At 26.5% G+C, this 15,720-nt stretch carries 13 protein-coding genes; 6 read left to right on the top strand and 7 right to left on the bottom strand.

What is annotated here, in order from left to right; genetic code table 4:
- Positions 1-381 precede the first annotated feature (381 nt).
- Positions 382-1,641, bottom strand: coding sequence for an MAG2810 family protein (locus T386_RS0102930; RefSeq protein WP_029513659.1), 1,260 nt, complete (start codon positions 1,639-1,641; stop codon positions 382-384).
- A 77-nt stretch (positions 1,642-1,718) separates the two neighbouring features.
- On the opposite strand from T386_RS0102930, the gene ligA reads away from it, so the two are divergent.
- A complete protein-coding gene (gene ligA, locus T386_RS0102925; protein WP_029513658.1) occupies positions 1,719-3,698 on the top strand; it encodes an NAD-dependent DNA ligase LigA in 1,980 nt (659 codons plus the stop codon).
- Positions 3,699-3,729: 31 nt separating this feature from the next.
- Here the strand turns inward: ligA and T386_RS0102920 are convergent, their stop codons facing one another.
- Genes T386_RS0102920 through asnS form a run of 6 tightly spaced genes read right to left on the bottom strand, consistent with a single transcriptional unit; the run spans position 3,730 to position 11,596 of the window.
- Entirely contained in the window at positions 3,730-4,620 is an 891-nt protein-coding gene (locus T386_RS0102920; RefSeq protein ID WP_029513657.1) for a DegV family protein, read from the bottom strand.
- 28 nt (positions 4,621-4,648) lie between these two features.
- Positions 4,649-6,295: an MHO_4530 family protein gene (locus tag T386_RS0102915; RefSeq protein WP_029513656.1), complete on the bottom strand. Its 1,647-nt coding sequence runs from the start codon at positions 6,293-6,295 to the stop codon at positions 4,649-4,651.
- Between the two features lie 24 nt (positions 6,296-6,319).
- The gene (locus T386_RS0102910) at positions 6,320-8,518 is read right to left on the bottom strand and encodes an ATP-dependent helicase (protein WP_029513655.1); all 2,199 of its coding nucleotides are present in this window, start codon (positions 8,516-8,518) and stop codon (positions 6,320-6,322) included.
- A 17-nt stretch (positions 8,519-8,535) separates the two neighbouring features.
- Positions 8,536-9,207 (bottom strand): RDD family protein, encoded by a 672-nt coding sequence (locus T386_RS0102905; RefSeq protein ID WP_029513654.1) that lies wholly within the window; start codon positions 9,205-9,207, stop codon positions 8,536-8,538.
- A complete protein-coding gene (locus tag T386_RS0102900; protein WP_029513653.1) occupies positions 9,208-10,212 on the bottom strand; it encodes a hypothetical protein in 1,005 nt (334 codons plus the stop codon).
- A gap of 25 nt (positions 10,213-10,237) precedes the next feature.
- Complete coding sequence (gene asnS, locus T386_RS0102895) at positions 10,238-11,596, bottom strand: asparagine--tRNA ligase (RefSeq protein WP_029513652.1); 1,359 nt, start codon at positions 11,594-11,596, stop codon at positions 10,238-10,240.
- A gap of 361 nt (positions 11,597-11,957) precedes the next feature.
- Here asnS and T386_RS0102890 point away from each other — a divergent pair, with 361 nt between their 5' ends.
- The 5 genes from T386_RS0102890 to T386_RS0102870 form a co-directional block, all read left to right on the top strand.
- On the top strand, positions 11,958-12,719 hold the full coding sequence (locus tag T386_RS0102890; protein ID WP_029513651.1) for a PQ-loop repeat-containing protein: 762 nt from the start codon (positions 11,958-11,960) through the stop codon (positions 12,717-12,719).
- Between the two features lie 150 nt (positions 12,720-12,869).
- The gene (locus tag T386_RS0102885; protein ID WP_029513650.1) at positions 12,870-13,190 is read left to right on the top strand and encodes a hypothetical protein; all 321 of its coding nucleotides are present in this window, start codon (positions 12,870-12,872) and stop codon (positions 13,188-13,190) included.
- Positions 13,190-13,762: a diadenylate cyclase gene (locus T386_RS0102880; protein ID WP_029513649.1), complete on the top strand. Its 573-nt coding sequence runs from the start codon at positions 13,190-13,192 to the stop codon at positions 13,760-13,762. The genes T386_RS0102885 and T386_RS0102880 overlap by 1 nt, the downstream gene beginning before the upstream one ends.
- Before the next feature lies 1 nt (position 13,763).
- The gene (gene mgtE / locus T386_RS0102875) at positions 13,764-15,221 is read left to right on the top strand and encodes a magnesium transporter (protein WP_029513648.1); all 1,458 of its coding nucleotides are present in this window, start codon (positions 13,764-13,766) and stop codon (positions 15,219-15,221) included.
- A 48-nt stretch (positions 15,222-15,269) separates the two neighbouring features.
- Positions 15,270-15,720 (top strand): hypothetical protein (locus T386_RS0102870; protein WP_051622790.1); only part of this gene is annotated, 451 nt, incomplete at its 3' end.

Genomic DNA, 15,720 nt, shown 5'->3' with positions numbered 1-15,720 from the left:
CAAAACAACTATAATGGTCAATTATTTCTTGTTGTGTAAATACTCCATACATACTTGTATTAATAACTTTAGTTTCTATCGCCATAAGGCTTCCTCCGTATTTATAAAAGGCAAAAATTTAATAGTTTAATAAAAAAACCAAAATATTAAAAATATTTTGGATTAGACACATTAAAAAATCTCTTATATGAGAACTTATTATTTAAATTTACTAATATATATATATATATATATATATATATATGTAATGTGTATTTATTAAACATAAAACTATTATACATAAATTTATAAATTTAAAATATATACAAGAATAAAAAGGCTTAAAATTTTACAATTTTGAGCCTAATTTTTGGTTATGCTTCTATAAGTTGGTATGCCTTTCTAATTAATTTCAGCATTTTCTCTCTCAACTACTTCTTTATCTATTTTAAGAACTAAATCATAGCCAAATGGAGCCAGTAGTTGAATAAATAAATAAATAGCATAAAAGTCATCAAGAATTTTATTAACTAAAATATCAATAATTTTATCCTTATTCAACGTATTAATAGCAAATGATAAATCTAACAATTCAGTTGGTGTTTCAAATCAGATAAATGCTTCTTGATTCCTTAATAAAAGCGAAATATTTTGTGGATTGTTTTTAGGTTTATTCTTTTGTTTTTTAGCAAGTGGATTATTAATAACTATTTTATTAAGTTGATTTTTAAGATTTACTAAATAGTCTAAATTGCCTTTTTCTTCAATTCATTTAGTTAATAATTGAGGTTGCTCAGCATATAAATTTAATGATTCAAATTCAGTTGGCAAAGTCACTTTAATATAATTATTGGGTGTATACAATTTATTTTCATCAAATAATGTAAGAGCAATATTTTTGTCTATATTGCTAATTTTTGCAGCTAGTCCAAAACGTAATTCCCTTTTTGTGACTTGAACTTTATTTTTATATTCACTAGCATTGACTAATTTTAGTTTTTTATAGAGCTTTTTGTCAATTTTTGATTTATCTAATCATAGTTCATCATAATATTCTAAATTCTGCATTTTAAAGTATTGCTGACTTGTTAATGCTTCATAAAGTTCATATTTTCCACATATTAAATTATGATGTAATAAATCATTAAAGTTGTGAACATTTTTATAAAAATTAATTACATCATAACTAATTATTTTATCGTTAGTTTCATTGTAAAGGTATTTAGGAGACAAACCAAAGTACTTAAATAAATAATCCGTTAGATGTCGATTATTGATGCAACTTAAAACATCGGCTTTTAAAAATCTTTTTGCTTTTATTGACAGTCACAGAACTATAAAACCAGAAAGTGCAATAACAATTGAAACACTAAAAAGCGATGCGAGCAATGGTCTGTAGTTATTAGCATTGCCTAATCAAGATACATCCTTAGCCCAAAAAAGAACATAAACTAATATTCCTGTTGCAATGAGCATTAAAAGTGTGCCTATGATTGCTAGTGGCAATGCGATCCAAAAACCAATAGATGCTAAATTAATTTTTCGACTATTCTTTTTGTTAGCATAGTATTCATTAATTTTTTCTGAAATCGCATTTTTAATTGTTGTAAATTGTTGTTGATAAAATTTTTCTTTCGATAGTAATAAATTATAGTTATTCATAATGTACCTCAATAAATATTTGATATTATTAATTATTATTATATAAAAGAAATTTTTAAATATTATAAGGTTTTGATATGGATAAGACAGTAGCGCAAAAAAGAATCAAGGAATTAGTTGAAATATTGAATCAATGAAATTATGAATATTATCAACTCAACAAACCATCGGTTAGTGATACTGATTATGACAAAGCATTATTAGAATTAGAAAATTTAGAAAATGATTTTCCTGAATTAAGACAAGAAGATAGTCCAACACAAATTTTAGGCTCATTTGCATCTGAAAGATTTTCTAAAGTAAAACATGATAAACCAATGCTTTCATTAGCTAAAGCATATAGTTATGATGAAGTACAAAAATTTATTGATAATATTGAAAAAACTGTGCCTATTGACGATATAACCTTCAATATCGAACCTAAAATTGATGGTTTAAGTATTTCTCTGCTTTATAAAAAGGGGAAATTGACCAGAGCAGTTACAAGAGGAAATGGAATTGAAGGCGAAGATGTAACCTTGAATATTTATCAAATTGAAAGCATTCCAAAAGTTATTAATTACGATAAAACGCTTGAAGTTCGTGGAGAAGTGTTTTTATTCAAAAAAGACTTTGCTAAAATGAATCAAAATGAAAAAAGTTTTGCTAATGCTAGAAATGCAGCCAGCGGAACATTAAGACAATTAGACTATAAAATGGTCAAAAAAAGAAATTTAAGTGCTTTCTTGTATGAAGTCGTTGACCCTATTAATCATAATGTTTATACACAACATCAAGCAATCGAATTCATGAAACAATTAGGCATACCAACAAATCCTAGTTCTTTTGTAGCTGAAATAGAGGAGTTAGAAGATGCTATTAGCAACTTTGCTGAAATTAAAAATAAACTTGAATATGATGCTGACGGTTTAGTGATTAAATTAAATGACCTTAGATTATGGTCTTTATTAGGCAAAACTGCTAAATTCCCTAAACACTCTATAGCATTTAAATATGATGTTGAAACAGCAACTACTAAAATTACTAAAATACTGACCACTGTTGGAAGAACCGGCAAAATAACTTATATAGCAAATACTGAACCAATAGAATTAAATCAAACTACTGTTAGAGCAGCTACATTGCATAATTATAATTTTATTAAAACTATGAACATTAATATAGGTGATGATGTTAATATAATTAAAGCTGGAGAAATAATACCGAAAGTAATCGGCCTTGCTAACGAAAAAACCATTAATAGCTGCTTTCCTAAAGCCTATAATTGTCCTTCATGTAAAAGCCTTTTAGTCGAATATGATGATAATGTTGATCAATTTTGTACTAATGAAAACTGTGATGAAAAAAATATCAATGGTATTTTTCACTTTTGTTCCAGAGATGCTATGAACATAATTGGGTTAGGTTTAAGTACTATTAAAGACTTCTATCCGAAGTTTATAAGAAATATTAATGATATATTTTTGCTTGAACAGCACTATAATGAGCTTATAAAGTTGCCTAGATATGGAGAACAAAAAATTAATAATATTCTTGCTAGTATAGAAAAATCTAAAAATAATGATTTTCATAAAGTACTTTTTTCACTTGGCATTAAACATTTAGGCTTGCGTGTTGCAAAACTTTTATCCGAAAAATATAACTCTTTTGAACAAATTCTTAATGATGAAAATTTAAGCAAAATTCAAGATGTCAAAAATATAGGGCCAAAAATCATTGATAGTTTATATGCTTTTATTCAACATGCAAAAAATAGAGAACTACTTCTTTATTTAGATTCTATTTTTACATATAATCAACAAAAACAAAAAATTTCAAATATATTTGAAAACACAACTTTTGTTATCACTGGGGCTCTATCTAGACCAAGAGATTATTTTGTGAAAATTATTGAACAAAACAGCGGAGTTGTTGCTTCAAGCGTGTCTTCTAAAACAAATATTTTATTAACAGGTGAAAATACCGGAAGTAAATTAGACAAGGCAAAGAAACTTAATGTAAAAATAATTAACGAAAATGAATTTTATCAATTATTAAAGGGAGATTCATTAAAATAAAATTCAGCAAGGCTGAATTTTTATTATTAAACTATTTTGTAGGCCATTTAGACAAATCGGGCATAACAGAAAGACATAATGCCTTTGGGCCTGTATGGATTGCTACACCAGATGATAAATAAGTTGATGATTTGAATTCAATACCGTTTTCTTTAAATAATTTTACAGCTAAATCATTCAACTCTTCATCGACGCCATGCACAAAGTGAAAAACATAATTAGATGCGTCTTTTGATACATCATTAATATTAGCAAAGTCAAATAATTTTTTTTGAATTTGTAAAATAGCCGATTTAATACTTCTACCCATCCCGCCTGTTGAGGCAGTTTCATTGTAAAATTTAACATAAGGTTTTACACCAAGAATTTTAAGAGTTTTAAGCAGGAACTTTTTAAATGAGCCTACCCTTCCGCCATTAATAACATAACTAACGTCTGGTGGGAGCACAAAAAGTAGCGATTGTTTCTTAATTTGATCTAATTTTTCAAACACGATTTTCATATTTCCGTCATTGTCGTCATAAACTTTTTTAATATACTCTACTACATCAAAATATTGATCTGCTCCTCAGGAATTATCATAAACGTGAACATTGGGAAATTCTTTTGATATATTTAATGCTTGATTATAAGTTGATGACAAACAACTGCTAATACAAAATACAAGCACATCAGTGCACTCTTCACTTTTAGCCTTAATTGCATCTACCATTTTATCAATTCTAGGTAATGATGATTTAGGATTTTGTGCTCCTAAGATTTTTTGGATCAATTCTTTTTGTGTTAAATCGATACCATCTTCATAAACAGTTCCGTCTATATCCGTCCTAAATGGGCAGTAACCATAATTGTTTTCTTCCATAAATTTAGCTGTTTGACAAGTAAATGAGTCAAAAACAAATCCTAATTTTTTCTTATTCATATTTAACTTCCTTATGCATGTTTTAATTTTATTCTTCAATATTATAATAATATTTTAATTTTAAATTTTCGATGATAATATTTTCTAAGTTTTTTGGAAGATTTTCAAAAATAACAATATATTTTTTAAGCGAAGCAATCCGCGACATGAAAATTTGCAATCTTAAATATATTTCTGGTTCTGTAAGTATTTTGTTACATATATCTTTACTAATAATGAAAGCTCCAATTTCCCCAGCTTTTATATAATTAAACAATCTATCATCCATATAATTGATATATAAACCTAAAGACACAGTAGGTTTTTTACTGTTATGTTGCATATTGGCCAATATGTTATTTATTAATTCAAAGCTGAAACCTCTTTTGCCTTCTGGTTTAAGCATCAATATTGTATTAGGTCTATTATATTTATTAAAATTTTTTAAGTCAGCATTATTAGTTTCTAAAATAATTAAACTTTTTTCATCTTCATTAGACAATAAATATTTATTTCATAAATTCGTATAAACTAATTTATATCATGGTATGTTTTTAAAAAAAGTCATATCACTATTAGTAAAGCCTAAAATTCTATTTTTGAGCAACTTGATATTTGTTTGCTTGTTGTTTAAATAGTTATAAACATAAAATGGTTCTTTAGCATATTCTTGAAGTGCATTTTTATTTTCAAAAATTTCAAGTTTTGAAATGTAGTCTTCAAAGTGCAAATCATGTTTTTTATCATCAAGAAATCATGATCCATATTTTTCAATAGTTCTATTATTATCTAAATGTTGTAATAAAAATTTGACCTTGTTATTAAATTTAGATATATCCTTTTTATTATTCAAGCTTTCAAATGATACTAATGTGGCGTTATTAAAGTATGGATTTATAGCATTATTATTATTTAAGAACTTAATTTTTTTAAGGCCTTCTTTTTCAAATTTCTTTAAGGATGAATATGAATTTGTGCCAATAATAAATTGTAGTATTCCGTCTTTAAAATATATCCAACCTGGGTATTTTTTTAGCCCTATCATTTTAGCTATGTATTTAACGTCATTGTTATAGAGTTTATTAACAAAATAATATTCATTGATAGTTAAAGCATATGAAAGATAATATGAATTAGGCAATTTTAACAAATCAGTATCACCAGAAAGCATCGTGAACATATTAAATTCATTATAACTAGGAAAAATATTTCAATGAATATTACAATAATAACTTTTTTCATCATCTACTGGATAAAATTTAAGCAAAAATTCCTTTTTTTCTAAGTTAATGCCTGATGTTTTATAGACATTTTTAATATTTAGATTTTTAAACTTTTCGAGATTTAATTTACAAAAAATATTAAATCTTTTTTCAAAATTGTTTGAATTTACATATTGTAAGATATTCTTGTGACTTTTTTTATCAAAGTATTCTAAAAAATCATTTAGACTGATAGTTTCATTTATATTTATCCCACTTTTAAAATCATCAAAATTCATTGAACCGCTTAAATTTTTAGAACTTAATCTAATAACTGATTTTTTCTCAGGATCTATTTTAAAAAAAACTACTCCATTAGTATTAAAAGAATTTATATTATTAACTTTTTTATAGATAAATATGGAAAAAAGTGCAATCATAATACAAAAGAATATTGCTATTAGTAATCATAAACAAACTTTAATTGCTTCCATATTATCTCCTTAAATTAATATTAATTATTTATCTTTTAAAACTCTAATAGATTGATGATTCTTTGAAAGAGATTTGATGTCTCCTGTAACAAAGTGAACAGTAATAGTGTCACCATTAACTTCTAAAACTTCACCTTCACCAAAGAATGTATGGCTAATAACATCTCCTGGGATAACTTTTTTATTTCTATTTTTACTCTTTTTTATATCGTCATAATCATCGTCTTCAACAAAAACAGTATTATCTTTTTGCAAAATATGTTTATTAATATCTATACCCATTTCTTTTAAGAATCTGGATGGCTTTTTTTCGCTATTAGAATTAATTAGCATACCTCTGGAATCACTTACAAAAAGTTTCTCCTTAGCTCTTGTTATAGCAACATAAGCAAGTCTTCTTTCCTCTTCCATAGCTTCTGGATTTTTTTCTGCACGATAATTAGGGAATATATTTTCACTCATTCCTGCTAAAAATACGTTATCAAATTCTAACCCTTTAGCAGCGTGAACAGTCATAAGAGATACATAACTTAATGATTCATCTGATGAATCAGACGCTGAAAGCAATGAAATATATTCAAAGTATTCTTTTATTCCTTTATCAGGATTTTTTTGCTCCCATGACTTAACACCTTCAATTAAAACTCTAATATTTTCTTCACCGGTGCCTTTAAGACCAACGTCACTATTAATATAATCAAGGTATTTAATTTCTTCTAAAAACTTTTCAAGTACTACACTTATTTTATTATTTTTGAGAGCTGCTTTGTATTTATTAATACAATTCAAAAAGTTAACTATATTTGACTTAACTTCCAATGAAACAGGCAAATCCTTAAAGTATTTTAATAAAGTATTGAATAGTGAAAGCTTCTTTTCATTAGCAAAATCAGTAATTTTTTTAAGTGCTGCTTCGCCGATTTTCCTAGGTGGTATGTTAATAATTCTAAGTAATTGTAAGTCATTTCCATCATAAATTACTCTAAGAAATGCTAACGCGTCCTTGATTTCTTTTCTTTGGTAAAACTTTTCACCACCAAAAATTTTATAGTTAATATTTTCATTCATCAATTGTTCTTCAAAATTTCTTGAATAACTATTAGAACGATAAAAAATAGCAATATTTTTTAGCTGAATTTTTTGCTTTTTAAGATCATTTATTTTTTGTACTACTCACCTAACTTCCGCGTCTGGACTAAATGCATGCATAAACTCAATATCATCGCCTTCGGGATTATCTGTTACTAAATTTTTATTAAATCTTTGTTTATTGTATTTAATCAATTTATTAGCAGCGTCAAGAATCTTTTGAGTTGAGCGATAATTTTTGTTTAAAATAATGGTTTTTGTGTTTTTAAAGTCCTTATCAAAGTCCAAGATTAAATTAACATCAGCACCACGTCAGTGATAAATGGTTTGATCAGGGTCACCAACAATTGTTAATTGAGCATTTTCTGTTGAAAGGTATTTTATAATTTCATATTGGATAGCTGATGTATCTTGAAATTCATCAACTAATATATATGAATATTTTTTTGCTCACTTTTTGACAATATCAGGATTTTTAGAGAATAATTCATTCACTTTGATAAGCAAGTCATCAAAGTCTAAACTATGCAAAGCACGCAAGTGATTATTGTATCGATTATAAATGCTAATAACTTTTTCACCTTCGCCATAATATTCGTTATCTGAATCTTTGTTTATTAAATTAATGATTTCATCAGAATCATAAATAGTATTTTTTGATCATGAAAAAAATCTAATTAGGTTTTTAAAATTTAAATCATTAGGCACAATATCTAACTCTTTATAAATGTTTTTAAGAATATTTTTCTTATCATTATCATCAATAATTTGAAAATCGTTTCTTAAATTAACATGAAAAGCTTCTTCGCGCAATATTTTAGCGCAAAGAGAGTGAAAGGTGGATATTACTGCTTTTTCTGTATTAAATTTTGTATTTGTATATTGTTTAACCCTTTCAGACATTTCAGCAGCAGCCTTGTTTGTAAATGTAACAGCTAAAATATGATTGGGAGAAATACCAAGTATATTAATTAGATAAGCGATTTTACGCGTTAAAACTCTAGTTTTTCCACTTCCAGCACCTGCTATAATTCTTAATGGGCCATCAAAATAAAATAATGCTTCTTTTTGCTCTTCATTTAAACTATCAAAAATTTTATTTTTTTGGTTTTCAATAATTTTATTTTCAATCATATTTTGCTCCTATATTCTTAAACAATAATGTTATATTGTTTATTTTTGCTTCTAAAAGGTATTAATTTTGGAAGTGTGTCAGCATTAAATTCATAATGCTTAATTCAGACGATTCTACATTCACAAGATCAATCTATTAAACCTACTTTCTTTTTATTGATGATAATGACCATTAAATCAACAAATAAAAAAGCAAGGTAAAAACTAATAATTGACTTAATAAATTTCTGCATAAAAATGAAATTAAATGGAATAGATTCTTTCATCTGATTATTAAGGTATTTTATAAAATCATTAATTTGTCATGGCATAAGTGAAACGTTCATAATAATAACTATTAGCAATCAAAAGCCTAATGAAAATAAACTGCGTTTTAAATAAATTTTTGTTTTATTTATTTTTTTTGAACCGCTTTTATTGCCATGTTCGTTTTGTAAAATTTGAACTCTCGAAATAAACATTCAAATCGTACAGCCGTCTAAAATAAATGGAATAGCAATAAATAAGATAATTGCTTGTATCAAGCTTATTAGTCAAAATGAATAGTATTGATAAATCTGAAAGTTGTTAGTACTATAATTTTTAATAATTAGTAAATAAAACGTAGCAATATTTATCCCAACAAAAGTCATTATGTCAAAAAACCTATAAAACAGTCTAATTCAAAAACTAACATTCTTATGAAGCATTTATAATTCGCCTAAAATATCATTTCATTTGTTGATCTCTGGAAGCTTTTTAAGCATATCGCTCTCTTGGCTTGTTTTAAGCATATAAATATTTGTAGTAAAAAATAAATCATCCTCACTATGCTGCTTTTGCAAATATTTATATAAATCATCAGCAAATTTTTTAGAACGCTTTTCATTATAATTGATGTGATCTGAAAAGACTTTTAAAGATATTTTCTTCTTTCAAGTTTTTAATAAACCCGCCAAAAATATTTGTAAGAAATAATATGATGCATATTTTACTTCATGTCTAAGTTTAATATCGTTAATTTTTAAATAATTAATCAATTCACTAAATTGGTATATAAAATTACTAGGAGCTAATCATATACTTGATTGAATGTTTTCACGCACAATTCTTTCATCAATATATACATATGTGCTAGCTTTTATTAGCAACATATAAGTTAAATAAATTGAGAATTTGGTGTCGTTTAATTCTTTAAATTTATGCTTAGTAAAATTGGTTAACAGTGAAGTTTTAAAAACTTTATTAAAGATAAACGGATAAGCATAAGCGACAACTTCTGGATTGTCTTTGATTTTAAAAAGAACATTTGGTTTAATTCTAGCGTCTGGTTTTCATCTAATTGAATTCACTAATCTAGGCTTAAACTCTAATATATCAGCGTCATAATTTAAAGCGTTTTTTATAAGTTCACTTATATAGTAGCTTCTACCCGCATTATCAGGAAAGAATACATAAGAAAACTTGCCTTTAATCAAATGAAATGTTGAAACAATATCACTTTGGATACTTCTTCGCTTACTATTTAAAATAAACTTTAGTCTAGAACCAAAAAAGTTAAGATATTTTTCAATGGTTGTATACATACTTTTTTTAGCATTAGTTAAAACCAATATAACCTCAAAGTCTTGATTATCTTGATCTTTCAATATATTTAAAACCGATTTCAAACTTGAATTGGTAAGTATATTTGGTACTATGACTGATAATTGCATATTTTTCTCCCTACTTTTTTAAAAATTACATTTTTATGTTTCCGCTTGTTCTAGGATATGGAATGACGTCTCTTATGTTATCTACTCCAGTTACATACATGACTAATCTTTCAAAACCTATGCCAAAACCTGATGATCCAGAGTCTCCGAAACGACGTAAATCTAAATATCATTGCAAGTCTTTTTGACTAATACCAATTTCATTAATTCTATTTAATAATTTGTCATAATTGCTCTCACGTTGACTACCGCCAATTAGCTCACCAATACCTGGAACTAAAAGGTCAAAAGCAGCAACTGTTTTATTATCGTTATTTAAATACATATAGAAAGCCTTAATATCTTTTGGAAAATTAATAACAGCAACTGGTCCATTAACAACCTTTTCTGCTAAATATTTTTCATGTTCAGTTGCTAAATCTAAACCAAATTTTATGTCTTTGTTTTCAAAGATATTTTTTACTTTTTCTAATTCTACTAACGCATCTTGATAGTCTAAGATTCTAAGTTTTGTTTTAATAAATTGTGTAAGTCTATCCAATAATTTGCTATCAACATGTTTAACTAAATAATTAAATTCCTTAGGATGTTTTTTGATAGTGTTCTTAATAACTTTTTTCAATAAATCATCAGCTAAATTAATGATTTGCTTCAAATCATAAAAAGCAACTTCTGGCTCAATCATTCAAAATTCAGCTGCGTGTTTTTTAGTATTAGAGTGCTCGGCTCTAAATGTTGGAGCAAATGTATAAATTTTTTTAAAACCAATTGAATAACTTTCACCATGTAATTGGCCAGTAACACCAAGTGTAGCATTATTGTCACCAAAAAATGGCTCTTTTTTATTAGCATCATTTACATAGAACAGTTCACCAGCACCTTCTCCATCGTTGCTAGTAATAATAGGAGCATTAAAGTATATAAAATCGTTATTTATAAAATATTTGTGAATTTCGGTAGCTAATGTTGAACGAATTAGCATAACACATCTTAGAAGATTAGTTCTATGTCTTAAATGTGGAATTTCTCTTAATGTTTCTAAATTAATTTCTTGATTCTGAATAGGAAAATCATCATCAACATTTTTTAATAATGTAAATTCATCTACTGCTATTTCTAATTCTTGTTTTGCATCGGGTGTATGCAAAATCAGCCCTTTAATCTTAACAGCAGCACCAATTTTGACTTCATCAAGTAATTTAAAATCAAAGTTTTCGCCTTTAAGAATTGACTGAATTCCTTCCACAGTTGAACCATCAGAAATGGTTATAAATCTAATTTTATTGTTTCCTCTATTTGAAACAACTCAGCCTAATACTTCAGCTTTTTTTTGGTCAAATTTTTGTGGTTTTTCAAAAATTTTTTTAATTGATTCTTTTATCATAATGCTCTCTTTCTGACGAAAAAAATAATTTAAAATAAAAAGATAAATATATCTTATATTTATATCAATATTTTAGCATAAATATAAAAATATGATATTTAGTAGTATGCTTACTCTTAGTTTTAATACTATTAAAATATATGCAATTATAGAAAACCTATTAACTATATTATGAATGTATTTTTGGCAAATAACGCTATAAAACAGTCAAATTAATATTTCATTATTAAATGATTATTTAAGCCTTTTTTTGAAAATTTATTTTTTATATTAAAATATGTATGTAATTTTTCGAAATTGCCCTGATAAATGATTATAAATTTATTAGCTATAAAATTAAAAAAATAAATTAAGGAATTAAATGTCAATACTAGCAATTACTAATTTAATTTTTGGTATTATGTCATCAATTATTATGGTTGCAATTTGTATTCCACAACTTATTTCAATTTTGAAGTCCAAAACAGTTGGTAATGTATCTTATTCAACATTTTTAATTTACTTTTCTGGTGGAGTTTTATTTATTATTACAATGGTTTTAAAAGATGGTGTTGGAACATATCAATTCGATAGTATCAAACATCCCAATTCTGATCCTATTGTAAATATTATAGGTAATTATTTATTTATTTTGATAATGTCTTCCACAATTACAAGTTTTTTAATTTATGATAAACAAAAAAGTAAATCTTTTAAAGTATCTCTTGGTTTAGTGCTATGAACGATTTGTTTAATTATGACTGCTTGAATTTCAATAGTTTATATTAAGCCAAGTTTAAGAGTTAATTGAGACTCAGCATCAGTTCAAATGACAATCATAACTATTATGGCAACTTTGTGTACTGCTTTACCATTTTCAATTCAAATTTATAAAACTGTTAAAGCAAAAAGTGCCAAAGGTTTGAGCATTGTAATGCTATATTTAGGGGTTGTTGTCAATGCTGCTCTAACTGTTTATTTAGGTACATTATTACCAATTAGTGCTCCAATGTGATGAGTTTGTGTGATTTTGCAATTAATAGCAATCATAATATATATTATGCAAATAATTCTTTACTACTACTATAGTAAAAAAGAAAAACTAAATGATATTGAGCCAAAAGTTTTGACTCAATCTGCTTAACATAAAAGGCTATAAAACAGCCTTTTATTTAATATTTTGATGGTTTTTTGGGCATTATTTGTTGTTTATATAAACATAAGATTATTATTAATATTTAAAGTATAATAAAAATATAATATTTATATTTATAATTCAATCTAAGGAGAAAATATGGCTTCAATTGAAAGAGACCCAGAAGTAGCAAAAGTTAGAATAGAAAAAAGACGAAATTTATTGCAAAAATTGCATAATGAAAATATAGAAGAGCTAAATAACCCAGCGCTAATTAGAGAAGAAGATATTCCAATTAAGAAAATTTGTGAAGATCCTTTTTGCAAATTAGCAGCTAAACAAATGAGTCCTGAAGAAAAGAAAAAAATGACAATGCTCAAATGAATATCAATTGCTGCTTGCATTTGTATATTAATTGCATCAATTATTATAGCCTCGCTAATTGGTAGTTTAGGTAATTGAGATATGGGCGGCAAATAATGAGTTTTGGTATAGAAATAGCAATATTAACTATTGCGATATTAATTTTAATCATTGTGTCTTTGCCAAGCATCATCAATCTTTTTAATACTAAAATTAAGAAATCTCGCTACAATAAATTGGGCAAAAGCACACAAATTAGATTAATAAACCAACTTCGTGAAGCTGTTGAATTTTTATCTAAAAATAAAGTTGGCGCTTTAATTACAATTGAAAATAATGATAATATTGAAAATTTAAGAACTGACGGTGTAATTATTGATGCAAATATATCATCTAGTTTGCTTATTTCGATTTTTAATAAATACTCGCCACTACACGATGGCGCTGTAATAATTAGAGATAATAAAATTTACTATGCTGCTACTTTTTACAAAATAACTAAGAAGTCAATCGACAACCAATATGGAGCGCGTCATAGAGCTGCTATGGGTATCAGTGAGTTATGTGATGCCACCACAATTGTTGTTTCAGAAGAAACTGGCCATATAAAACTTATAAAAAACGGAATATTTTACAATGTAAAAATTGAACAATTTCAAGAACAATTAATTAAATATTTAAAGGATTAAAATGTCAGAAGAACACACTCATGAGAGTTCATATAACATTATTGAACTTAAGAGAATTATTAAAGAATTAGATATTAAAGGGGCAAGGGATTTAATTGATAATTATCCTGATGCTGATATAGCGGCATCGGTAGAAACATTAGAATTAAATGAACAATTAACATTCTTGCGCCTATTAACTACTGCTTCAGCTGCTTCTATTTATAGTTATCTTGATGAAGACACACAGGTTGAATTAGCTAAAAGTTTTACAGAAGAATGAGGTATGAAACTTTTACAAGAGTTGCAAAGCGATGAATTAGTTGATGTACTTGATGAGTTGCCCGCTAATGTTGCTAGCAAGGTTTTAGCTTATACAAATAGTGAAAAAAGAAGTGAATTAAATAAACTTCTTAGCTACAATGATGATGAAGTTGGCAGCATTATGAGTATTGATATATCAAGCTTACCGAATTCATATACTTGTGAACAAGCTCTTAATAAAATTCGTAGAGATTATAATAAGAATAAAAAAGAACTTGTTCATTATTACTATGTAATAAATAATACAAACCAACTGCTTGGAGCATTGACTCTGGAAGAAATAGCGTTTGCTAACCCTAATGATAAAATTGATGACATTTACTCACCAGTTGCTTATGTTTTTACTAGTGAGAAAAAAGAAAATGCGGCAAAAATTTTTAGCGAACATGATATGTCTGTTTTGCCTGTTGTTAATCATGAAAAAAGATTAATTGGTATGATAACTAGTGATGATGTAATAGACGTCATTCAAGAAGAAGTTACAGAAGACTTGTATAAAATGGCTGGTATTAATAAAAAAGCAGCCGAAAGTGAATATATTAAAACCCCATGATATAAAATAGTTCAATCGCGTATCCTATGACTATCAATTTTGCTTTTATTATCAACAGTTACTCAAATTATTATTCACTGAACACTATCAAAAGTTTTAACTAACCAAGATAAAACTATAGCATCAAACACAGCAGCAGGTCTAACAATAGCTTTTGCTGCTATAATTCCAGTTTTAGGAAATGCTACAAGTAATGTTGGAATGCAATCTAACATTAGTATTTCCAGAGCACTTGCACTGCATGAAATCGAAAAGAAAGACTTTGGTAAAGTTATATGAAAAGAACTCTTAGTTGGTCTTGTTATTGGTATTGTTCTATTCGCTATTAACTTCGCTAGACTTGGAATTTATTTTTCTGCTTCAAAAGATTTATTAGGTACTCAAAAAGTTTCATATTTAGCAATAATCGCTGGTACATCAATTGCTTTATTAGTAGTTAGTGTGCTTACATCATTATTTGGTGTTTTGTTTCCAATTATATTAGTTAAGGCTAAAAAAGATCCATCATCTGTATCGGCTGTTCTTATAAATGTTATTACTGACATATTAACAGTTTTAGTTACTTTTGCTATTACGTATGGTGTAATTTTAGCAACATTGTAATAATTTCTTTTTTAAATTGTTTTATAGAAGTATTTGTTAATTTTAAGTATGAAAAATGAATATAATAACTTATCGAAATTAGAAATCAACAAGATGGCTGAAAAGTGATATTTTGATGTTATTAAACAAATATCACTTAATCATCCTATTGATAAATATAACAAATTAAAGATTTCAAATTACTATAAAAATTATCGCGTCAAAACATCAAAGGGTATGATGTGAAAATACAATCGCCACCATATTATAGAAATCTATATTTCTGGCGCACTGTTATGAAACGATTCTTTAATAGCCCAAAAATATTTGAACACAGATTCTATAATAGTCACATTAGAGGAACATGCTTTTTTACACTACCTAATTGTATTAAGTCAAAACACCTTTCCTAATGACGGCATTACAAATCAAATATCATATGGTGAATGAATCAAAATAATTAAAAAATTATGTGTGGAGTACAATATTCCATACATTGAAAATTGACAAGAATATATTA

Source organism: Mycoplasmopsis primatum ATCC 25948, from assembly GCF_000702785.1.
Taxonomy (GTDB): Bacteria; Bacillota_I; Bacilli_A; order Mycoplasmatales; family Metamycoplasmataceae; genus Mycoplasmopsis; species Mycoplasmopsis primatum.
This window is presented reverse-complemented; position numbering and strand designations above follow the sequence as displayed.